This window comes from Flavobacterium laiguense, assembly GCF_003097655.1.
Classification (GTDB): Bacteria; Bacteroidota; Bacteroidia; order Flavobacteriales; family Flavobacteriaceae; genus Flavobacterium; species Flavobacterium laiguense.
The window spans coordinates 42,824-65,398 of the sequence record NZ_QCZH01000005.1 but is presented as its reverse complement, the minus strand read 5'-3'; the positions used below and the strand labels follow the sequence as shown (position 1 = coordinate 65,398).

18 protein-coding genes are annotated in these 22,575 nt (G+C 34.3%); 8 read left to right on the top strand and 10 right to left on the bottom strand.

Annotated elements, in window-relative coordinates; genetic code table 11:
• Positions 1-5: 5 nt before the first annotated feature.
• Together rpsG and rpsL are read right to left on the bottom strand one after the other, a co-directional pair.
• Positions 6-482, bottom strand: a complete 477-nt coding sequence (gene rpsG / locus DB891_RS06610; RefSeq protein ID WP_035668130.1) for a 30S ribosomal protein S7 — start codon at positions 480-482, stop codon at positions 6-8.
• Positions 483-555: 73 nt separating this feature from the next.
• Positions 556-939 carry a 30S ribosomal protein S12 gene (rpsL, locus tag DB891_RS06605; protein ID WP_007136570.1) on the bottom strand — a complete coding sequence of 128 codons (384 nt, stop codon included), beginning with the start codon at positions 937-939 and terminating at the stop codon, positions 556-558.
• Positions 940-1,207: 268 nt separating this feature from the next.
• Between rpsL and DB891_RS06600 the strand changes: the two genes are divergently transcribed.
• The 7 genes from DB891_RS06600 (at position 1,208) to rlmB (ending at position 14,772) form a co-directional block, all read left to right on the top strand.
• The gene (locus DB891_RS06600) at positions 1,208-2,914 is read left to right on the top strand and encodes a BamA/TamA family outer membrane protein (protein ID WP_116761838.1); all 1,707 of its coding nucleotides are present in this window, start codon (positions 1,208-1,210) and stop codon (positions 2,912-2,914) included.
• Positions 2,915-2,998: 84 nt separating this feature from the next.
• Positions 2,999-6,100 carry a SusC/RagA family TonB-linked outer membrane protein gene (locus tag DB891_RS06595; protein ID WP_116761836.1) on the top strand — a complete coding sequence of 1,034 codons (3,102 nt, stop codon included), beginning with the start codon at positions 2,999-3,001 and terminating at the stop codon, positions 6,098-6,100.
• 12 nt (positions 6,101-6,112) lie between these two features.
• Positions 6,113-7,675 (top strand): RagB/SusD family nutrient uptake outer membrane protein, encoded by a 1,563-nt coding sequence (locus DB891_RS06590; protein ID WP_116761834.1) that lies wholly within the window; start codon positions 6,113-6,115, stop codon positions 7,673-7,675.
• 1,073 nt (positions 7,676-8,748) lie between these two features.
• Entirely contained in the window at positions 8,749-11,970 is a 3,222-nt protein-coding gene (locus tag DB891_RS06585; RefSeq protein ID WP_116761832.1) for a SusC/RagA family TonB-linked outer membrane protein, read from the top strand.
• Positions 11,971-12,171: 201 nt separating this feature from the next.
• Entirely contained in the window at positions 12,172-13,416 is a 1,245-nt protein-coding gene (locus tag DB891_RS06580; protein WP_189337113.1) for a SusD/RagB family nutrient-binding outer membrane lipoprotein, read from the top strand.
• A gap of 244 nt (positions 13,417-13,660) precedes the next feature.
• Positions 13,661-13,960 carry a hypothetical protein gene (locus DB891_RS06575; protein ID WP_116761829.1) on the top strand — a complete coding sequence of 100 codons (300 nt, stop codon included), beginning with the start codon at positions 13,661-13,663 and terminating at the stop codon, positions 13,958-13,960.
• Positions 13,961-14,037: 77 nt separating this feature from the next.
• Positions 14,038-14,772 (top strand): 23S rRNA (guanosine(2251)-2'-O)-methyltransferase RlmB, encoded by a 735-nt coding sequence (gene rlmB, locus DB891_RS06570; RefSeq protein WP_116761827.1) that lies wholly within the window; start codon positions 14,038-14,040, stop codon positions 14,770-14,772.
• A 41-nt stretch (positions 14,773-14,813) separates the two neighbouring features.
• Here the strand turns inward: rlmB and DB891_RS06565 are convergent, their stop codons facing one another.
• Positions 14,814-15,611, bottom strand: a complete 798-nt coding sequence (locus tag DB891_RS06565; RefSeq protein ID WP_116761825.1) for a rhomboid family intramembrane serine protease — start codon at positions 15,609-15,611, stop codon at positions 14,814-14,816.
• 311 nt (positions 15,612-15,922) lie between these two features.
• Between DB891_RS06565 and DB891_RS06560 the strand changes: the two genes are divergently transcribed.
• The gene (locus DB891_RS06560) at positions 15,923-17,200 is read left to right on the top strand and encodes a replication-associated recombination protein A (protein WP_116761823.1); all 1,278 of its coding nucleotides are present in this window, start codon (positions 15,923-15,925) and stop codon (positions 17,198-17,200) included.
• 51 nt (positions 17,201-17,251) lie between these two features.
• On the opposite strand, the gene DB891_RS06555 is transcribed toward DB891_RS06560, so the two are convergent.
• The 7 genes from DB891_RS06555 to DB891_RS06525 all read right to left on the bottom strand — a co-directional run bounded on the left by DB891_RS06555 (position 17,252) and on the right by DB891_RS06525 (position 22,563).
• Positions 17,252-17,998: a hypothetical protein gene (locus DB891_RS06555; RefSeq protein WP_116761821.1), complete on the bottom strand. Its 747-nt coding sequence runs from the start codon at positions 17,996-17,998 to the stop codon at positions 17,252-17,254.
• Positions 17,999-18,090: 92 nt separating this feature from the next.
• Positions 18,091-18,780, bottom strand: coding sequence for a YjjG family noncanonical pyrimidine nucleotidase (locus DB891_RS06550; RefSeq protein WP_116761819.1), 690 nt, complete (start codon positions 18,778-18,780; stop codon positions 18,091-18,093).
• Positions 18,781-18,788: 8 nt separating this feature from the next.
• The gene (locus DB891_RS06545; protein WP_116761817.1) at positions 18,789-19,247 is read right to left on the bottom strand and encodes an RES family NAD+ phosphorylase; all 459 of its coding nucleotides are present in this window, start codon (positions 19,245-19,247) and stop codon (positions 18,789-18,791) included.
• Positions 19,247-19,750 (bottom strand): type II RES/Xre toxin-antitoxin system antitoxin, encoded by a 504-nt coding sequence (gene parS, locus DB891_RS06540; protein ID WP_116761815.1) that lies wholly within the window; start codon positions 19,748-19,750, stop codon positions 19,247-19,249. The genes DB891_RS06545 and parS overlap by 1 nt, the downstream gene beginning before the upstream one ends.
• 54 nt (positions 19,751-19,804) lie before the next feature.
• Positions 19,805-20,527, bottom strand: a complete 723-nt coding sequence (gene radC / locus DB891_RS06535; protein ID WP_116761813.1) for a RadC family protein — start codon at positions 20,525-20,527, stop codon at positions 19,805-19,807.
• 44 nt (positions 20,528-20,571) lie between these two features.
• Entirely contained in the window at positions 20,572-21,033 is a 462-nt protein-coding gene (locus DB891_RS06530; RefSeq protein ID WP_223256062.1) for a GNAT family N-acetyltransferase, read from the bottom strand.
• A 174-nt stretch (positions 21,034-21,207) separates the two neighbouring features.
• Positions 21,208-22,563: a UDP-N-acetylmuramate--L-alanine ligase gene (locus DB891_RS06525; protein ID WP_116761809.1), complete on the bottom strand. Its 1,356-nt coding sequence runs from the start codon at positions 22,561-22,563 to the stop codon at positions 21,208-21,210.
• Positions 22,564-22,575: the final 12 nt, after the last annotated feature.

Here is a 22,575-nt window from a genome sequence, read left to right as displayed (position 1 = left end):
AAGAATTAAAATCTAAAGTGAGAGAATGCTTTATTAGCTTCTGCCATTTTGTGAGTATCCATTCTTTTCTTAACAGCAGCTCCTTCTTCTTTAGCCGCAGCTAAACATTCTGAAGCCAATCTTTGAGCCATTGATTTTTCGTTTCTTCTTCTTGAATAAAGAATCAACCATTTCATAGCCATCGAAATTTTTCTGTCTGGTCTAATCTGCATTGGAATTTGAAATGTAGCTCCACCTACTCTACGACTACGTACTTCTACGTGAGGCATAACGTTTGTTAAAGCATCCTTCCAAATTTCTAATGAAGGTTTCTCAGCATCTTGTTTTTTAGACTCAATGATGTCAATAGCATCATAAAATACTTTAAACGCTGTCGATTTTTTTCCATCCCACATTAAGTTGTTCACAAAACGTGTTACCAGTTGATCATTAAATCTTGGATCTGGTAAAAGTGGTCTTTTCTTTGCCGCTCTTTTTCTCATGTCTTTTTTTTAATAAAATTTCATACCCATACCGTCACGAAAAATCGTGTTTGTACAAGCATAACGTTTTAAATTACTTTTTTGCTTCTTTTGGGCGTTTTGCTCCGTATTTAGATCTTCTTTGCGTTCTTCCTGCTACTCCTGACGTATCAAGCGCACCACGAACGATGTGATATCTTACTCCTGGCAAATCTTTTACCCTTCCACCCCTAACTAATACTATCGAGTGCTCTTGTAAATTGTGTCCTTCTCCAGGGATGTAGGCATTCACTTCATTACCATTTGTCAAACGTACACGCGCTACTTTACGCATTGCAGAGTTTGGTTTTTTTGGTGTTGTAGTGTAAACACGCGTACAAACCCCTCTTCTTTGAGGACAAGAATCTAAAGCAACCGATTTACTCTTCTTAGTTATCTGAGTTCTTCCTGTTCTTACTAATTGTTGAATTGTTGGCATAATTAATACTAAAAATTTCTTATTATATTAAATTCCCGCTTTTTACGGGGTTGCAAATGTATAAATTATTTTTTACTCTACAAACCATAATCTATTAATTTTTACATTAAGTAAACATTTGTTTTTAAACTGAATAGAGAATTGACATTAATAATTTAAGAATCAAAAAACGTCCCACACAACTCTTCTCCATTAATATCGCCTAATATTATGATTTTTACCACAAACAATTGATATTTGCATCACATATATTAAAAATAAAAATTTCGTGAAAACTAAAATTTTGCTTGTTGCCATTTTCCTTTTCAGCCTAGCTTCAAGAGCTCAAGATTTTCATTTGAAAATAATCGGAAGCACTACTGCAGAAACCAAAATAATAGACTCTATAGACTATATATCAAAACACCAAAATACAAAATTTATAATTGAAGAAATAAACCAACTGTCCGAAAAATTAACCGCTAATGGTTTTATTGAAAAACAAATTCTAGAGACCATTAAAACAAACGACTCCAGCTATTTAACCAAAATCACTCTCGGAAACAAGACAAAAAACATACATATATATATAGGTGTAAAAAACAACATCAATTCATTGAATCTCTTCAACGAAAAAAAAGACACACTCATTCTTCCCTACACACAAGTAGAACCATTCTTAAAACAAACCCTCCAGAAATTAGAGCAAAATGGCTATGCTTTCGCAAAACTAAAACTCATCAATATTCAAACAAAAAAACAAACACTATATGCCGATTTAGAACTTACAATCGGAAACAAAAGACAATTGAATGAAATAGTCTTAAAATACATCAATGAGCAGCAAAAAAATATTTTTCCAAAAGGCGCCCTGAAACAAATCAACAAAAAATACGCAAAAAAAAAATTCAACCAAGAAACCGTAAATGAAATATACAATGAATTCGAAAAATTCAGTTTCGTCAACCAAGTAAAATTTCCAGAGGTATTATTCACAAAAGACACTACAAAAGTGTACGTCTATTTAGCAAAAAGAAAAACAAACACATTTGATGGCTATTTAGGCTTCAACAATACCGAAAACAAAAAAACAACGTTAAATGGTTTTTTAGACATTACACTACAAAACGCATTACGAAGTGGAGAGCAGCTATCTATTTATTGGAAAAATGACGGGAATGATCAAAAAGTTTTCAATGCAAAAATAGACTTGCCTTATTTATTCAACAAGCCAATAGGATTCAAAGCACTTATAAATATTTTCAAACAAGACAGCACTTATCAAAACACAAAAACAGAAATTAATCTTGGCTACTTAATTACAATTAATAAGCGATTTTACATTGGATACCAATCTACCGAATCCAGCAACATACAGAACTCAATTAATTCACAATTGAGCGATTACACCAATTCATTTCTAACTACAAATTTTGAATTCACCAAAAGCGACTACACCAATCAAATAGCACCAATAAAATCCTACATAACACTAAACTTCGGAACAGGAAAAAGAACCACAACAGAAATCGCCACTTCAAAAACCGAAAAACAATATTTAGCAAATTTTAACATAATGAATAATTTTTATTTTGATAAGAAAAACTGCATAAACATCAAAAGTCAAAATTATTTTTTAAAAAGCAACACTTACTTGACAAATGAATTATTTCGATTCGGGGGTATCAATTCAATTAGAGGATTCTCAGAAAACAGTTTGCAAGCCAATTTTATGACTTCGGTAATTACAGAATATCGATATTTAATCTCACCCAACTTACAACTAAATTCAATCCTAGATTACTGTTACTACAAAGACCCAACGACGATTGAAGAAAAAAATAAAACTAACAAACTTGTCAGTATAGGCTTAGGAATAACCGTAGCTACAAACAACGGCATATTAAAACTAGCCATCACAAATGGGAACCCAGCAAAGCAAGAGATGAAATTTTACAACACATTTGCCTGCATTAGTTATAATGTTAAATTTTAGCATAAGCAGAAAAAATAGATTTTAACATTAGGAAAGTAAACAATTTATTATGATTTTTGCCCAACTAATTCAAAATAATTTAAAATGAAACTAAAGTTCAATGGATTCTTAGTACTCCTAGTAGTACTTGTGGCGCAACTTACTTTTGCGCAAGAGAGATCTGTTTCAGGAATTGTAACCGACAATGCAGGAATGCCTTTACCAGGTGTTAGTGTGTTAGTAAAAGGGACAAAAAATGGAACTCAATCAGGTTTTGATGGTAAATACACCATTAAAGCAGACCCAACTGCTAAATTGGTATTTAGCTTTGTAGGAATGAAATCTACAGAAAAATCCGCAAGTTCAATATCTGTTAATGTAAAATTAGCAAGTGAAGAATTTGCACTTGGAGAAGTAGTCGTTGTTGGTTACGGTGTTCAAAAAAGAAAAGAAGTTACTGGAGCTATTACCTCTATAAAGGGGAAAGATTTAGAGAATTTGGTTACTCCAAGTTTTGAATCTCAACTAGCAGGTAGAGCTGCCGGTGTTCAAATTACAACTCCTTCAGGAATAATAGGTGCCGCTCCTATTTTCAGAATTAGAGGTGTTGCTTCTATCTCTGGTGGTACTTACCCTTTGGTTGTAGTTGATGGCATGCCAATCATTACAGGCGATACTGGTGGTGTTGCTGCTACTAATAGTTTGGGGGATATCAATCCAAATGACATCGAATCATATGAGATTTTAAAAGACGGTGCTTCTACTGCAATCTACGGTTCTCGTGCTGCTAACGGTGTTATCTTAATTACTACAAAAAGCGGTAAAAAAGGTTCTATCAAAACTAATTTCAATAATTCAATTGGTTTTTCTAGTGCAACAAAATTGTACGATTTGTTAGAAACTCCTGATTTCATAACTATTTCAAATGAAAAAGGAGCTACTCAAGCCCCATTCACTCCTTGGGCTGCTGGTACAACTTACAATACTGATTGGCAGAAAGCTACATTGAGAGACAATGCAATGCAAGTAAACAATACTTTAGCTGTTAGTGGTGGTTCTGATAAAGGTAAATTTTATTTATCATTAGGTTCTACAGACATGAAAGGTATTGCAATAGCCAATGATATGAAACGTTATACCGTTAGAACAAATATTGATGCTAATGTAACTAAATGGTTGAATATTGGAACTAATTTAGGTGTTACCAAAACGGATTATAACGGTTTGAATACTGGAGGTAGTACAGGTAATGCACTTTCTGGTAATATTTATGCTGCTACAAAAATGTTGCCTAACACTCCTATTTACGATGCTGCTAATCCAACAGGATACAATATCGATTTAGCAAACAACAGAGTTGGACAATGGAACAATCTAGTACCTATCGCAAATAACCTACCAAATATTGTTTATGTACTTGATAAAAACAAATACTCTTCTAAAATAAACAGAATTTTGATGAGTACTTTTGCGAATGCAAAAATCACATCCGATTTAAACTTTAGAATACAAGGAAGTATTGACAATTCAATCAATAAAGGTTTTCAATATCTAAATCCAATAAACGGGGATGGATTTTCAAGTAAAGGATATGTCTATAATGACAGTAGCGAATTCCTACGTTGGAACTGGCAAAACATCTTGACTTATAACAAAACGTTTGCTGAAAACCACACTGTTGGTGTAACAGCTGTAACGGAATATCAAAAACAAAAATTCGAGAATTTTTGGGGTTCAGGAACTACATTATTGGATGAATTTTACAATAAAGGGTTAATTACAAACTCTTATGCAACTAAAGATTCAGGTGGGTCTCAGTCAGAAAATGGAATGATTTCCTATGTTGGTCGTTTTAACTATGACTTTGCAAAAAAATATTTCATTCAAGCTACAATCCGTAGAGATGGAATTTCAAAATTGAGTGAAGCTACAAGATGGAATAACTTCCCAGGAGTTTCTGCTGGATGGACTATTTCTAAAGAAAATTTTATGGAGTCTATTAGCTCTGTAGTTTCTGAATTGAAAGTAAGAGCCTCTTACTCCGAAGTTGGTAATACTGAAATAGGAAACTATCCTTACTTAGGACTTACTACTAGTTCACCTTATGGCCCATTAAACGGTATTGGTTACTCTCAATTTGGTAATGACCAATTAAAATGGGAAGCAAGTGCAAAAACAGATTATGGTGTTGAATTAGGTTTGTTTGACAATAAATTCAAATTGACTTTTGATTATTTCCGTAATGATGTAGATCAATTGATTTTGGCTGCCCCTACGGCTCCTTCATTAGGAATCCCAACCAATACAATCAACAAGAATGTTGGAGCAATGTACAATCAAGGTTTAGAGTTCTCTGCTAGTTACAAAATGACTAAAAAAGATTTTACTTGGGACATTTCTGCTAACTTAACTCTTATAGACAATGAAGTTACTAAATTGTACTCTGGACAAGATATCCTTTACGATTATAACGTAATAAGAGAAGGAGAATCTTTAAAAGCGCTTTATGGATACAGATATTACGGAGTAAACCCTGCAAACGGAAATCCTGTTTATTATAAAGCAAATAACACTTTGGTACAAGGAAACATCAACACTGCATCATATACTGTTTTTGACCCAGCTAACCCAGCTGTAGCAGGCGCTGCAAGTAGTCTAGATGCTGCAAAAGACAAAGCTGTCTTAGGTAGTAGTTTACCAACTTTCTATGGTGGGATCAACAATAATTTCACGTACAAAGGAGTAGATTTTGGATTCATGTTTAGATTCAGTGGAGGAAACAAAGTTTTCAATGCGACTCGTAGAGACTTGTTAGTTCAAAATTTCTCAAATAATGGTACCGAAATTTTAGGAAGATGGCAAAGTGCTACAAATCCTGGTGATGGTTGGACTCCTAGAATCGTAGGTGGTTCTGATACTTTTACCAATTTAACAGGTCATGCAACTACTCGTTTCATTGAGGATGGTGATTTTATCTCTTTGGACAATATTACTTTAGGATACACTCTACCTAAGTTATTTACACAACAAATTAAAATTGATAGTTTCCGTATTTATGCTATAGGTCAAGGAATGGCTATGTTTACTAAATACAAAGGAATTAATCCAGAAATGCAAAATACTGAGGTTGCTCAATTTTCAGGTGTTGATTTAAATGGTACACCTAGAGTAAAAACAATTTCAGTAGGTGTTAATGTTAATTTTTAATACAAATTCAAGATGAAAAATATATTTAAAATAATACTTCTTTCTGTCGCTGTTTTGGGATTGAATTCCTGCACAGAAGAAAAAATATTGGACACAACACCAATAAACAATATCTCAGACAAAGATGCCTTTTCGAGTCCATCACTAATTGCTTCGTCAATGAATGGTGTTTATAATGCAGCTGCCGTAGGACAATACACCAGTACCAATTCCAATGGAGGTAGAGGATATATTTGGGGAGCTGCTTTCGTAGAGCAAGGAGACTGTAGAGGAGAAGATGTAATTAATACAGCTACCTTCTACCAACTTACCTATACCGCAACTTATGATGCCACTACAGCTAATAATGTTTATTACTGGGTGGACGCCTATAGATTAATCAATCGTTGTAATTTGATGATTGAGGGTGTAACTGGTGCCGTAGCCAAAGGTACTATTACAGCAGCTGTTGGTAATGATTATATCGGTCAAGCTAAATTCATGCGTGCCATTACACATTTCGAACTTTTGAACTATTTTGCTAGATGTTATAACTTTACTGCAGCAGGAGATCATTTGGGTATTCCTTACAGAGAAGTTGGAATAAACACTCAAGCGGATATTGATGCCGAAAGTGTAAAACCTAGAAATACAGTTGCAGAATGTTATACCAAGATTTTGGCAGATTTGAATGAAGCTGAAAGCCTTATCACAACTACAGGAATTGCGAAAGCTTCTAAAAATGCAGCTGTTGCATTCAAAACAAGAGTATTTCTTCAAAAAAGAGATTGGGCTAATGTAATTGTTGAAGGAACTAAACTAAACGGAAAACAAACATTAACAGCTAATCCTGGTGATGTATTTGTTTTGGCTAACAATTTAAGCAATACCGAGTCTATATTTTCTATTCAACATTCAAACACTATTAACCCTACTTCAAATGGAGCTTTAGCTTCTATGTATGGAGGAAGAAGACTTGTAGCTGTTAGTCCAATCATTTGGAGAAACACTAAATGGTTAACGGATGACAAAAGAAGAAACGCTGTGGTACTTCCAGCAGTTTCACCAACTGCAATGATTCAAAATTCTGGAGGTCGCATCTATACTAATAAATACAAAGACCAAGTTACTTTTACAGATGCTACACCTGTTATCAGATACGCAGAAGTATTATTGAATATGGCAGAGGCACAAGCACGTACAGGAGATCTAACAAATGCTTTGATAAACTTAAACAAAGTTAGAAACAGATCCCTTGCTACTCCAGCTACACAAGCCTATACTGCTTTAGGTTTAAGTACAATAGCTCTAATGGTAGATGCTATTCTTACTGAGAGAAGAATTGAATTCTTAATGGAAGGAAGAAGATGGTCTGACATTCAACGTCTTGAAAAAGATGATCTTGCTCCTACTGCTGGAATTCCTGCAAAAATGGCTAATGCAATTCCTGCAGTTGCAGACTACACATTAGGAACTGAATATAGCGGTCCCCGTACCGTTTTTGCAATTCCAGCTGATAACTTTAAGTTCTTATGGCCTATACCACAGCTTGAAATGAACACAAACAAGTCATTGACTCAAAACCCAGGTTGGTAAAATTTCACAAATAGAAATAGTACAAACTATTTCATTTAATTTCCCGATTACATTATGTAATCGGGATTTTTTTTGTCTAGAATTTTAAAAAAAAGACCACAAATTTTTATGAGGAATATTTACGCTAGCTATACCAATTATGTATTCAATATAGTTCAATAAAAATTGGACAATATTCATCCCAGAATCCGCATTAGAATCATAGCGGTTTATTTTGAATGGGGGAATTACCCACTGAGGTCACGGATTCTAATGATTCTCGTAGATCCTTATTCTCTGTATAGAATTTTGAATCGACGCTAAAAAATCCGTGTAAATCCGTTTGATCAGTAAAATCTGTGGGCTATTGCGCAATCTAGGTTCATACTATATCACATTATACCACTTGACATTGGACTGCTTAATAAATTATAGATTCTTTAATTTTGAATTTACCTAAAGTGATTACAACAATCAAACATCACCAATAGAATCCTATCTAACGTTAAATTTAGGGACCGAAAAAAGAACTATAAACTGTAACACTACTACAAAAACCGAAAAAACACTATTTAGCAAATTTTAACATAATGCATAATTTTAGTTTTGATAAGAAAAACAGTACAAACATCTAAAGTCAAATTATTTTTTAAAAAGCAATACTTATTTAACCTATGATTTTTTTTAGATTCGGAAGCGTAAATTCAATTAGAAGATTCTCAGAAAATAGTTTACTGGCCAATTTTATGACTTCTATAATTACAGAATATAGGCATTTAATTCCTCCTAATTTACAGCTAAACTCAATTCTAGATTACTGCTATTACAAAGGTCAACCACTATTCCATAAAAAACGAAGCCAACAAACTAATCAGTCTAGGTAAATAGAAATACCTATTGGCACTAAAGGCGGAATATTAAAAATAATAATTACAAATGGCGGTTCAAGAAATCAAGAAATCAAATTTCATAATACTTTCGTAATTATTAGTTATAATGTTAAATTTTAGCACAAGCCAAAAAAATAGATTTTATTATTAGGAAAGTTAACATATTATTATGATTTTTGCTCAACTAATTCAAAATAATTAAAAATGAAACTAAAGTTCAATGGATTCTTAGTACTCTTAGTAGTACTAGTGGCGCAACTAACTTTTGCGCAAGAGAGATCTGTTTCAGGAATTGTTTCCGACAATGCAGGAATGCCTTTACCAGGCGTGAGTGTATTAGTTAAAGGAACAAAAACTGGAACTCAATCAGATTTTGATGGAAAGTATTCTATCAAGGCAGAGCCAACTGCAGTATTGGTATTTAGCTATGTTGGAATGAAAACTTCAGAGAAATCTGCTGGTTCTACTTCTGTCAATGTAAAACTTTCTAGCGATGCAACTGAATTGGAAAGTGTTATAGTTAACACTTTAGGTGTTGAGGTTAAGAAAGGTACCAAAACCGGATCATCCTCAAGAGTGAAAGGAGAAGCTCTTACCAGCTCGGGAGAAACTTCTTTTCTAAAAGCTTTATCTGGTAAAGCTTCAAATGTGAATATCGTTTCAAATTCTGGTGATCCAGGATCTGGAGCTTATATTCAAATTAGAGGGCAAAACTCTATTACAGGTTCTACTCAACCATTATATGTTATTGATGGTATACCAATGTCTACAGACGAAATAGGTACTTCTTCAAATCAAACAGATGGAGTAGCACAACAAAGTAGAGCAAATGATATTAACCCAAATGACATTGCTTCTGTGCAAGTTCTTAAAGGGGCCTCTGCTGCTGCTTTGTGGGGATACAGAGCCGCAAATGGTGTTATTTTGATTACTACTAAAAAAGGTAAAAAAGGTAAAATATCTGTAGATGTAAATTCATCCGTATCTTTTGACACAGTGAATGTTGAATTTAAACTTCAAGATAAATTTGGACAAGGTACTGGTGGAGTTTGGACAAGAAACAATGCAAATTCATTTGGAGATAAAATTTCTTCAAGATCAGGTGCAGCGGATGTGTATAATACAACTGGACAGTACTTTTTGACCAACAGTGGTGAAAAAATATATCCAATTGCTGCTGGAGGGAAAAATAGCAAAGAAAACTTCCAACAAAAAAACATAGATGGTATAATTGGAGACGGTTCTGTACTGGACAATCATATTGGAATAAGTGGTGGTGCAGAGAATACTAATTTTTATCTAGGTATTGGGAACACAACTCAAGAAGGAATAATTAGAAATTCTGATTACAAAAGAACCAGTGTAGATTTTACATCAGAATCTAAAATTGGAGAAAAAACTACTTTTAAAAGTAGATTTGCCTATTCAGGAGTTAGCTCCCAAAGAATCCAAACTGGATCTAATACTTCTGGTTTATATTTAGGACTTTATAGAAGCCCTTCGGATTTTGATAACACAGAATTCATAGGAACTAATTTCAATGCTTCAGGTGTAGCCTATACAAATAGTCACAGAGCTTACAGACAAGATGTTGGTACCTTTGCAACAGATCAAACACCTAGTTACAACAACCCTTATTGGACAACTGATGTTCAAAAAAATCCAAATACAGTAGATAGATACATTGCAGGATTTGAAATGAAACATGAAGTAAAACCATGGTTAACACTTTTGGCACGTGTTGGATTTGATTCTTATAGCGACAAACGTATGTCTATATGGAATGTAAACTCAGTAGAAAATAGCGGAAAAGGTAAAGCAACTGAAAGCGTTACTGATTTTCAACAATATAATGTAGATATTATGGCATTAGGAAATGTCAAAATAACTGAAGATCTAAATTTAAGCTACTTAGCTGGTTATAATACCGCTCAACAAAAATACGATCAAAGAGGTGGGCAATATCAAAATTTCTTATTAGATATTCCTAATTTTTCATATGACAATGCGTTAGTGGCAGACAAAACAACCTTTTTAGACAGAACCTATTCTGAATTAAATGGTGGGTATGCTTCTGCAGCATTTGATTACAAAAGTTTGTTATACTTAACTTTAGGAGGACGTTTAGAAACATCTTCTACTTATGATCCAAATTTGAAGAGTTATTTTTACCCTTCTGTAGAATTTGCTTATGCATTTAAAAAACATTTTGAAAGCGAAGTGTTAACAGACGGTAAATTAAGATTAACTTACGGTCAAATAGCATCTATACCTCAACCTTATGCTGGAACAACTTATTACGAGGGATCAGCTGGTGTAGAAGGTTATGGACCTGCATACGATGCTGGTGCTTATGCTGGTTCTTTTTCTCAAGCTGGAGCAGGTGGAAATGATAAATTAAAACCAGAGATAAAAACAGAATACGAAGCAGGTATTGATTTACAATTTTTCAAAAGATTAAATATAAATGCTACCTATTACACAAATGAAACTACGGATTTATTAGTTAACGTTCCATTAAACCCAAGTTCTTCATTTACTTCGTTATACGGAAATTTTGCTTCTATAGAAAACCAAGGTTTTGAAATAGAATTTGATGCAAATCTATTATCTTCATCATCTCCTTTTAAATGGACTGTTTTTGGTAACTGGAGCACCAATACAAATGAAGTAACTGAGTTAACAGGTACAGAATCATTATTCTTGAATGGATTTGAAGGATCTTCATCAAGAGCAATTCTAGGACAGCCAATGGCTGCTTTATGGGGTGGTAAATTTGATAGAGATGCCGCAGGCAAAATGATTCTTGATGCCAATGGTTTCCCAACTGCTGCTGAATCAGAAGGCATCATAGGTGATCCAAATGCAGATTGGAGAGGAGCTATCGGAACATCTTTTAGCTACAAAAACTTTAAAATCAGTACTATGTTTGATGCTTCTATTGGAGGTGATCTTTGGGATGGTACAAGTGGAGCATTGAATGTATTTGGTAAAACATTAGAAACTGCAAATGAAGTTACTTTAACAGCTCCTATTAAAAATTATGCTGGAGCTACTATTCCTGCTGGAACAGTAAGGGGTAATGTAAGAGATTTTGGAGCTGGTAATGTATTACTAGATCAATCATGGTATCAAAGTTTAGGTGGTGGATTTGGTCCAGTTGGAGAACAATTCGTAAAATCTGCTACTTGGGCGAAATGGAGAGAACTTTCTTTATCCTATAATTTAGACTTAAAAAGAAAAAATATAGGGGTAGAAAGTATAACTTTTACTGGAACTGGAAGAAATCTATGGTTGTGGACTGAAGATGATTTAGGACAAGACCCTGAGAGTAACCTTACAGGTGGATCTAACGGAAGAGGATTGCAATATTTCAATGCTCCAAACACTAAATCAATAATATTTAGCGTTAACTTAAAATTTTAAAACATGAAAAATATTTATATCAAATCAATAAGTCTATGCATTGCACTTACAACATTATTTAGTTGTACAGATTATGTATCTGACAGCAATGTAGATCCTGATGAAATTTCAGGTTCAGACGCAAGAAATTTATTTCAAGGTGTTTTATTAGCGGATCAATTCTTTCATACAAGCGCAAACGTAAGAGATGTAATGATATGGATGAATCAAGCTAATGGTGAAAACAGACAATATGTATCATTAAACGATTGGAATCTTTCAACAGCTTCATCATTTGATTCTGCTTGGAGTTTGGCATATGTAAACTGCTTAACAAATGCAAGATTTACAAGAGTTAATGCTGAGAAAGAACTTAATTACAAACTAGCTGGTGCTGCTGCTGTAATAGAAGCACACACTATGGGAACTGTTACTTCTATGTGGGGTGATGTACCTTATAGTGACTTCGATTACACTGGGAAAAATAAAAACCCTAAGTTTGACAAACAGTCTGATGTTTATATAAGCCTTCAAGCATTACTTGACAAAGCAATTGTAGACCTTAACAAACCTGGAAAATTACCAGCTGATAAAGATTTATTTTATGCCGGAAGCACTGCTAAATGGATAAAACTTGCACACTCATTAAAAGCTAAATATTTCCTACACACTAAACAATATGCTAATGCTAAAGCAGAAGCTTTACTAGGGATATCTAGTGCAAGTGAAGATATGAAAGCTGTTTTTGGAAACTCAAATGGACAAAGTTTCAATCCGTATTATGACTTCTTAGTTGATGAGAGAGATGATTATATGTCTGGAAATGGATATGCAGGAACATTGCTTGATCCGTCAACAACTACCTACAGAGGTAATGCTAAAACTGACGAATCTGCTCGTTATGCATTTACTTATAATACTGAATATTTTTCTCCTTATGGATTAAACATATACGGAGGAGATTACGGTGGAACTAATGGTAAATTTGGTAGTGACTCATCTATGCCTTTAGTGACTTATGGAGAAATGTTATTGATTATTGCCGAAGTAGATGCAAGAACTAGTTTTGCTGCAGGACTAACGTCTTACAACGCTTACAGAGCAGTATTAGATGGTGGTTATTCTATTGGAATTAACAATAATGGATATGATGCAGAAACATTCAACTATGATGCATATGCTGCTGGTGATTTTGCACAAGGAGGGATGGAAAACGCAACTACCACCGAAACAGATCAACAAGCCTTATTAAGAGAAATATTCGAAGAAAGATATATCTATTTTATGGGTACTTATGAAACTTTAAATGACTTTGCAAGATCTAACAATGCAGCAAAAATTCAATTAAAAGCTGGAAAAGCTGGAACTCCTCAACGTTTATTGTATGCTCAAGAAGAAATAAATGCAAATCCAAACACACCAAGTCCTATCCCTACAATTGTAACAAAAACACCAGTTCACAATTAATTAGGATTTTACTTAGTCCTGAAATAATTGCACAGGATTAGTAGCACTAAAAACACAATTTTTAAACAGTAGTAAACAAACGTTTACTACTGTTTTTTTTTTATACAAACCTTTTGCCTAACTTTGCTCTATGGAAAAATAAATCATTCCACTTTTATATTCCTTTTTATTTATCTTTGTTACAACTTTAAAAGCATAACTCAATTACCACAAAAAATATTTTACATCAAAACCACCAAAGAAAATGAGCAGCGTAAACCTAACTTTATACACTCTATTTACCCATAAATTAAAATTATCCGAAGCCGATGCTAAAGATTTTATGGATGCCATTAAGGAAGAAGTTCGAAATGACATAAAATATGAAAATTCAGATTTTAAAAGTGCCATTCGAGAAGATTTTTTGAAATTAGAATTAAAAATGGAACAAAATAAATCAGAATTGAAAAACGAGATCAAGGACTCTTTTAAATGGTTCATCGGAATGTTTATAACTATTGTTTTAATGATGATGGGACTATACGCCACAATCTTACTGAAATAAAAATTTTATACACCAATCAAACCACCAGCCCCTGCTGGTGGTTTTTTTTATACAAACCTTTTACCTAACTTTGCCGCATGGAAAAAGAACATCAAATATTTGGAATCAGAGCAATAATTGAAGCCATACAAGCGGGCGCAACAGTTGATAAAGTCTATATTCAGAAGGAAGCAAGCAGCGAACTGATGAAGGACTTAATGAAAGTAATGAAGCGCGGCAATATCAATTTCTCCTATGTTCCTGTAGAGAAACTAAACCGATTGACTCCTAATAATCACCAAGGTGCTGTAGCTACCGTCTCCCCTATTTCGTTTTATGATTTAGAAACCTTGATAGAAACAGTTGTTGAAAACGGTAAGAAACCTTTGTTTTTGATATTAGATCAAATCTCGGATGCACGTAATTTTGGCGCTATCATCAGAACAGCGGAATGTACGGGTGTTAATGGTATTATTGTTCAAAAAGCAGGTTCGGCTCCTGTAAATGGAGACACCGTAAAAACTTCGGCAGGTGCAGTATTTAACATTCCGATTTGTAAAGTAGAACACATTAAAGATGCTATTTTCCTTTTGCAAGCCAGTGGTATCAAAACTGTTGCGGCAACCGAAAAAACAGATCAAAACATTTATGACATTTCATTAAATGAACCCGTGGCTATTATCATGGGATCAGAAGACAGAGGAGTAAATCCATCGGTACTTAAAATTGTAGACGAAAAAGCAAAACTTCCTATGTTTGGATCAATCGGATCATTAAATGTTTCTGTAGCTTGCGGTGCTTTTTTATACGAAGCGGTAAGACAGAGAAGCTAGCCCCCCAGCCCCCAAATGGGGGCGTGAAAAACACAAATGAATCAAGACTCCGGTTTTGATTCATTTTTTTCGTTTATAGCCACTTGATTTTCGACAAAATCATAAACAACATTTATGTTCGACAGAAAAAAAGGATTGATTTCTATTTTTTCTTCCTCAATAATTTCAGGCTTTGGCAAATTGACGAAATTGCCATTTTCATCAAAACGCTGCATGAATTTATCATCCAGCGGATTGTAATCGGGGCGTTCCCAGTCGTATTTTATTACTTTTTTGAATTCTGTTTTTTTATAGAAAAAAGTAAGTACCAGGCCTATAATCAATCCTGACAAATGGCCTTCCCAAGAAATAGTTTCATCTACTTTTGGAAAAACATACCAAACCATTCCACCATAGAGCACTACTACAGTTAGAGACAAAGCCACTAATCGATAATATTGAGTTTGAATTCCTTTAAAAAAAATAAAAGAAACCAATACATAGATCAAACCGCTGGCTCCGATATGATAACTTGCTCTTCCGATAATCCATGTTATAATTCCGGAAAGCAGAATTCCATAGACTATTATCCCCAAAGCTTCTTTGCTATAAAAAAAAAACAATGCAGCTAAAAGCACCAGCAATGGAATTGAATTATTATAGAGATGCTCCAAACTAGAATGAATAAAAGGGCTAAAAACAACACCTTGTAATCCCGAAAAAGTTCTTGGCATAATTCCGTTTTCAATAAAATCGAAGCCAAAACGAATCTCTAGCCAATACACAAACCACAAGAATAACACAAAAAAAAGTGGTACTCCTACTACTGCATTGGTGAATTTAAAATGATTTTCTTCCATCTTTTTTAGACAACTCAAAATTGTTAGATTATTACAGATACATAATACAAATCAAAAATGTATCCAAAAGCAATTTAGTGCTATTTTGTCATATAAAATAAATTCTCTTATAAAACAGTTACTCTAGCCCAGATGGAAATGAAAAGCCCGCAACCTTGTTGGCTTAAATTTTTTGTGTTTACAAAGCGACTGAAAGAAGCACTTGCAAACATTTAAAAATTTTGTCGACAAGGCGAGGACTTGTAATGCACAGCTGGAAATAGCTCCTAAAAATATAGTTCTAAAAACTGAAAAATGTGTAATTTTACCCCATGGAAGCACCACTAGCAGAACGCATACGCCCACAAAAACTCGAAGACTACATCAGCCAATCTCATTTGGTAGGCCCTAACGGTTCGTTGACGCAACAAATTGCAAAAGGAATTATTCCGTCATTAATTTTATGGGGACCTCCTGGAACGGGTAAAACGACCTTGGCACAAATTATTGCTCAGGAGTCGAAACGCCCATTTTATATATTAAGCGCGATCAACTCGGGTGTGAAGGATATTCGGGATGTAATTGAAAAAGCGAAACAGAGTGGCGGTTTATTTACTACCAAAAATCCTATTTTGTTTATTGATGAGATTCATCGTTTTAGCAAATCGCAGCAAGACTCTTTATTGGCTGCAGTCGAAAAAGGATGGATTACACTTATAGGTGCAACCACCGAAAATCCGAGTTTTGAAGTTATTCCCGCTTTGTTGTCTCGTTGTCAGGTCTATATTTTGAATGCGTTTACCAAGGCGGATTTGGAACATTTATTGCATCGGGCCATGAAAACAGACCTAGTTTTGGCTTCCAAAAAAATACAACTATATGAAACAGAGGCACTATTGCGTCTTTCTGGAGGTGATGGACGCAAACTATTAAATATTTTTGAACTGGTCGTAAACGCTTCCGCTGAAGACGAAATTTTGATCACCAATGATCGAGTTTTTGAATTGGTGCAACAAAACACGGTTTTGTATGACAAAAGCGGCGAACAACATTATGACATTGTTTCGGCTTTTATAAAGTCAATTCGAGGAAGTGATCCCAATGGTGCTGTATATTGGTTGGCTCGAATGATTGAAGGCGGTGAGGATGTAAAATTTATTGCCCGAAGGATGTTGATTTTATCCAGTGAAGACATTGGAAATGCCAATCCTACTGCTTTTATTATGGCGAATAATGTATTTCAAGCGGTATCAACCATTGGATATCCCGAAAGTCGAATTATCTTGAGTCAGTGCGCCATTTATCTTGCCACTTCCCCAAAAAGCAATGCCTCCTATTTGGCAATTGGTACCGCTCAACAATTAGTCAAACAAACTGGAGATTTACCCGTACCCATTCATTTGCGCAATGCTCCAACCAAATTAATGAAGGAATTAGGATATGGTGATGAATACAAATACTCACATGACTATGCCAACAATTTTGCGGAGCAAGAATTCTTGCCCGAAGCTCTAAGCAATACCCCTATTTACGTTCCCGGCACTAATTCCCGAGAAAACACTACTCGTGAATTCTTGAAAAACCGCTGGAAAGATAAATACGGGTATTGAGATTTAAGGTTGTAGAATTAAGATTTTAGATTTTTATCTTATTGACATTGCTTAAAACTTAACTGCTATTTTCTCTGACATCAATGTTTCTTTTTCATAATATTCAAAGAACCATTGATTATCTTTAGAGATTAACACTCCCTGTAAAGTTTCTTTTGTAGCTAAATAAATGGAAGGGTTTGTAGTTTTATATACTTTCATAACCACTTTTGGCGTATTGTCCACTAATTGAAAACCATTTTTGATGGGCTGTGCAAATAATACATTAGCCCCATCTGAATCCGTATTGCCAGACACATTTACCGCAACAGCAGTTGTAGCGACTGGCACAATTGCTGGAGAGGCAATTGCAGCTTTTTGATTATTTGCAACAGTTGCTCCACTGAATTTATAATGCAAGGCATAGACAGACTCAAAAGCCAAATTCAATGCTTCGGCATAAGCCACATCGAATTCTTTTTCTCTGCTTTTCCCAATTTCAGATTTAAAAATCACTTTATCATAACAATCTTTGAAAGTAATAAAAAGCTTAGTTACCATAAATCCGCTTTCTGTAGATACATCCACATTTAACATGCTGCATCTGTCATATTCTTTCGGGATGGCTTCGTTGGTATAAAAAGCTTCAAAACCTGCTTTTTTTAAATTAAATTTCGTCAGAGTGTTAAGTCGGTACTGATTTTCACTTTTAAGAAACTCATACTTTACAGGAACTAATACGGCCACATAATCATTTACCGATTGAGAAAAGCAAAAACTTGAAACGAATAATAATAGGAATAGAAATTTTGACTTCATAAGTAGATAATATTTGATTTTTAATGGAATATGGAATTCGCATATCTATATTGGTTTGTGCAACCAATTTTCGGTTATGCTCATTTCATGATTTATAAATATTTTTTTAATTCTAATAAATGTGTTACTTGCTTGATATTCTGCTCTACTTTAATTTTCTTGTCATTAAAAAAAATGGCATCCAATCCCGCATCCAGTGCTCCTTGCACATCGGCTTCGAGACAATCTCCAATCATGACACTGTTTTCTCTATTGGCTTGAGCCTGATTAAGGGCATACTCAAAAATAATAGGATTCGGCTTCTTAACTCCTGCCATCTCCGAATTAGTAATCGTTTTGAAAAACCCTCCAATATTCGAATTATTTATTTTTCTGCATTGCACCTCAGCAAAACCATTGGTAATAATATGCAATGTATACTTTTTTTCCAGATACTCCAGTACTTCTATTGTTCCGTCAAACAAACGATTATTTTCTGGCAATAGCTGAATATAATCATGGGCTATACTTTCTATTTGCCCGTCCGAAACAAAATATTCCAACGCATCAAAAGTATGTTTCAAACGATTATATCTTAATTCGGCATGAGTAATTTTATCATATTGGTATAATTTCCAACAGGCTTGATTGATGGGTGCATACTTTTCTATAAAATCGGAAATTTCGATTGTTGGATGATCTTTCTTTAGAATAATCTCAAAAGCCAATTCCGAATTAACATCAAAATCCCAAAGGGTATGATCTAAGTCGAAGAATATATCGGTTATTTTAGTAGAAAACATGAATGGTATTATTTAAAAATTCGTTTATCGAAAGGAAAATCAGTTTGTTCCGTAATTTTAATTTTATAAAATTCAACATGATACGGATTAATCAAAAAATTAAAATCTCCTTTCACTACCGCAGAAGGCACTTTTAAAATACAAGCCTCGTTTCTTTTTATAAAATCATCCCCTAAAAAAGGTGTTTCAAAGGTACAAGGAAAAACATTCCAATCTATATTTAGTTTCTCGGGATTTAATACCTCAATGAAAACATCCTCCGGGATCTCAATTGTTAACATCACAAAATCACTTGGTAATGTCGCCAAAGAGAGATGAACTAAAACTTCGGCCATTGCCAAAGCTCTATTTTGGGCACAATAAATAATCTCGGTTCCTTTTGAATTCCAACGTGCTCCCGAAATCGAAGCTCCTTTTCCCGATAACTCAATGGGATATTTTTTGCGTGCTAATCGAAAGGCCTCCATTAAACAAAAATCCCTTGATCTATTTTATTCAACTCATTGACCACCATTTCTTTTCCATAAGAATCTTTGAGTAATTCAATAGGTTCCAAATTTTCAAATGCAAATGAAGGTGTTTTTAGCCACAAATAAAACTGCGCTTCGCTATCAAAAACAGTATTTCCCAAAGAAGTTACTTCGGCCAATTCTAATATTTTTTCGGATTGTAAAGGTTTAAAAATAAAATCTTCTTTGATCTTATTTCTTTGAAGTGATTTTGTGGAAATTCCTAAAAAAGAAGCCCAATCCTCTTCGTTAAAAGGAGTTATTTCCTTAATCAAATTAAAAAGCTCATATGGAATTCCTTCGCGAATAGCATGAACGATTAGCATTCTATTTTTTAAAAACTCATCATAAGTGATATTCTTATTCAAAAGTTTATATCCTCGCTTTTGCTCCACTCTATTGACCAAAACTCTAACGGCTTTATCAATAGCTCCTCTTGGTTTTAATTTTATCGCTTCCATAAAAAATACATTTGTCTATAAATATAAGACAAATGTCTTATTTAAACAAATTTTTTAAAATATCCCTTCATCAACAAAACTATAATAACCCGATTCCGTGATGATTATATGATCTAAAACCGGAATGTCCAATTGTTGTCCTGCAGTTTTAATCTTTTTGGTTATTTGAATATCAGCATCACTGGCTTGCAATTTTCCAGAAGGATGATTATGCACGAGAATTATCGCCGTTGCGTTTTGTTCAAAAGCTATTTTAAAAACAATTCGGACATCCACCATTGTTCCTGTCATTCCGCCTTTACTTAACTGTGTTTTGAAAAGTATTTTGTTGGAATTATTCAAAAACAAAACCCAAAATTCTTCATGGGGCAACTCCCCTATTATGGGCTGCATCACTTCGAAAACAGCTTTGCTAGAGGTTATTTTTGTTAACTCAACTGCATCTTCATTTCGTCTTCTCCTTCCCAGCTCCATTGCGGCAATTATCGAAATCGCTTTGGCTTCACCAATTCCTTTAAAGTTCGTTAATTGTGCAATAGACAATTTACCTAAAGCATTCAAATTGTGATTAACACTGGCCAAAATCCGTTTACTCAAATCCACAGCCGATTCGTTTCGGCTTCCCGAACCAATGAGTATCGCAATCAATTCGGTATCGCTCAAAACGCTTTTGCCTTTGAGCATTAGTTTTTCGCGTGGCTTGTCGTCTTCAGACCAATTGGTAATAGGAAAAGCCCCCTGCCCCCTAAAAGGGGAATTAGAATCGTCTAAAATCATAATTTCATAAAGCTTTAAATTTACACCATTTTAAACAACCTTTCTTAATTATTCATTCTGCCTATTTCTTTTTTCATGCAAATACTATTCTCCTGTCCCACATAAGGTTCGTAGTTATCAACAATAGCGTAGCCTACTTTTTGATACAAGCTAATCGCTTCTTTTTGATTGTACAAGGTTTCTAATACCGAAAATGAAAAGCCTAATTCCTGAGCCCAAAGTTCTAATTCCTGCAATATTTTTTTGGCCAGACCCAATCCACGAGCTTCAGGCGAAACAAACATCCGTTTTATCTCCATCGTATTTTTGTCATATTTCTTGAAACAACCACAAGCAACTGGTTTTTCGTCTAGATAAATAACAACAACATTAGGATTTAATTCTATGATATTGTTTCCCCAATAATTAGATTTCAATTCTGGGTAACTTTCCCATAAACTCTTGTCTAATGCGGTTATTAATGCGATAAAATCGGGGTTTTCGCTGGTTGTTTTTACAACTTTCATTTTTGAGTTCATATATCTATAATCTTAGTTTAGCTAAAGTATTAAAAAAAAGAAAAATCATACAATAAAATTCACTTCTTATTTTGATTTCGATTCTGAAGTAAATATGTAAAATAATAATGTGCCAATTACTAAATTGCAATTGGCACATTATACATTCTAAATAATGTTTTCTTATTCTATCAATCCTTTCACCTCATCAAAATTCAATCCTCCATAATTTCCGGAGCTCATCAATAATAAAGCTGAATTCTCTAGATTTAGGTTAAACAGGTAATTTTTAAAATCTCTTGGGTTCGTATAAATAACCAAATCTTCTCTATTGAAAGCTTTGGAAATTTGCTCATACGTCACTTCTTCCAATTGTTTGATTTTAACTGCGTCTGGCGAATAGAAAACCACCGCAACATCGGCATATTCTAATGCACCTTCGTATTCTTTCAGAAACTCAGCATTCAAACTGCTGTAGGTGTGTAATTCCAAACAAGCTACGACTGTACGATTTGGGTATTGCTCTTTAACCGCTTTGGTAGTCGCAGCCACTTTACTAGGCGAATGGGCAAAATCTTTGTAAGCTACTTTGGTTTTGCTTTCGGCAATTTTTTCCAAACGTTTGGATGCACCTTTGAAACTGGCAATCGCTTCATAGAAATCAGCTTCATCGACTCCCATATTTTGGCAAATCCATTTGGCTCCAGCCAAATTATTCAAGTTATGGGCACCAAACACTTCAATTGGCATGGCACCTTCTGGAGTTTCCAGTAATGTTACTCCATCACTTACAGTGTATTTTGGAGTATGATAGGCTAATTTACGAATTGGATTTGTGGCCGCCTCAGCAACACGTTTTACTTCGGAATCATCGTCATTGTAAACCAAAATTCCACCATTAGTAATTTTACCAATAAAAATTTCAAACTGCTCTACATAAAAATCATAGGTTGGAAAAACATTGATGTGATCCCAAGCAATTCCGGAAATCAAGGCAATATTCGGTTGGTACAAATGAAATTTAGGTCTTCTGTCTATTGGGGAAGACAAATATTCATCTCCTTCCAGAACGATAAAATCGTTTTCTTCGGTAAGATGCACCATGGTATCAAAACCTTCCAGTTGCGCACCTACCATATAATCAACTTCAATATTATGGTAATGCATCACGTGCAGAATCATTGAAGTAATCGTCGTTTTTCCGTGAGAACCACCAATGACAACACGTGTTTTATTTTTGGATTGCTCATATAAAAACTCTGGATACGAATAAATTTTAAGTCCTAATTCTTGTGCTTTCAAAAGTTCAGGATTATCGACTTTGGCGTGCATTCCCAGAATTACGGCTTCGACATCGGCAGTGATTTTCTCTGGAAACCAACCCAACTCTGCCGGTAAAATTCCTTTTTTATCCAATCTTGATTTTGAAGGTTCAAAAATTGCGTCGTCACTCCCGGTAACTTGATATCCTTTATTGTGTAATGCCAATGCTAAATTGTGCATTGCGCTTCCGCCTATGGCAATGAAATGTGTTTTCATTTAGTGTACTTT

Excerpts from the sequence above, each read along its gene's own strand:
- DB891_RS06560 (WP_116761823.1), top strand. The coding sequence starts at position 15,923 with ATGGAAGCACCACTAGCAGAACGCATACGCCCACAAAAACTCGAAGAC.
- DB891_RS06550 (WP_116761819.1), bottom strand. The coding sequence starts at position 18,780 with ATGTTTTCTACTAAAATAACCGATATATTCTTCGACTTAGATCATACC.
- DB891_RS06545 (WP_116761817.1), bottom strand. The coding sequence starts at position 19,247 with ATGGAGGCCTTTCGATTAGCACGCAAAAAATATCCCATTGAGTTATCG.
- DB891_RS06575 (WP_116761829.1), top strand. The coding sequence starts at position 13,661 with ATGAGCAGCGTAAACCTAACTTTATACACTCTATTTACCCATAAATTA.
- DB891_RS06525 (WP_116761809.1), bottom strand. The coding sequence starts at position 22,563 with ATGAAAACACATTTCATTGCCATAGGCGGAAGCGCAATGCACAATTTA.
- DB891_RS06565 (WP_116761825.1), bottom strand. The coding sequence starts at position 15,611 with ATGGAAGAAAATCATTTTAAATTCACCAATGCAGTAGTAGGAGTACCA.
- radC (WP_116761813.1), bottom strand. The coding sequence starts at position 20,527 with ATGATTTTAGACGATTCTAATTCCCCTTTTAGGGGGCAGGGGGCTTTT.
- rpsG (WP_035668130.1), bottom strand. The coding sequence starts at position 482 with ATGAGAAAAAGAGCGGCAAAGAAAAGACCACTTTTACCAGATCCAAGA.
- DB891_RS06530 (WP_223256062.1), bottom strand. The coding sequence starts at position 21,033 with ATGAAAGTTGTAAAAACAACCAGCGAAAACCCCGATTTTATCGCATTA.
- parS (WP_116761815.1), bottom strand. The coding sequence starts at position 19,750 with ATGGAAGCGATAAAATTAAAACCAAGAGGAGCTATTGATAAAGCCGTT.
- rpsL (WP_007136570.1), bottom strand. The coding sequence starts at position 939 with ATGCCAACAATTCAACAATTAGTAAGAACAGGAAGAACTCAGATAACT.
- DB891_RS06590 (WP_116761834.1), top strand. The coding sequence starts at position 6,113 with ATGAAAAATATATTTAAAATAATACTTCTTTCTGTCGCTGTTTTGGGA.
- DB891_RS06595 (WP_116761836.1), top strand. The coding sequence starts at position 2,999 with ATGAAACTAAAGTTCAATGGATTCTTAGTACTCCTAGTAGTACTTGTG.
- DB891_RS06580 (WP_189337113.1), top strand. The coding sequence starts at position 12,172 with ATGAATCAAGCTAATGGTGAAAACAGACAATATGTATCATTAAACGAT.
- DB891_RS06555 (WP_116761821.1), bottom strand. The coding sequence starts at position 17,998 with ATGAAGTCAAAATTTCTATTCCTATTATTATTCGTTTCAAGTTTTTGC.
- rlmB (WP_116761827.1), top strand. The coding sequence starts at position 14,038 with ATGGAAAAAGAACATCAAATATTTGGAATCAGAGCAATAATTGAAGCC.
- DB891_RS06585 (WP_116761832.1), top strand. The coding sequence starts at position 8,749 with ATGAAACTAAAGTTCAATGGATTCTTAGTACTCTTAGTAGTACTAGTG.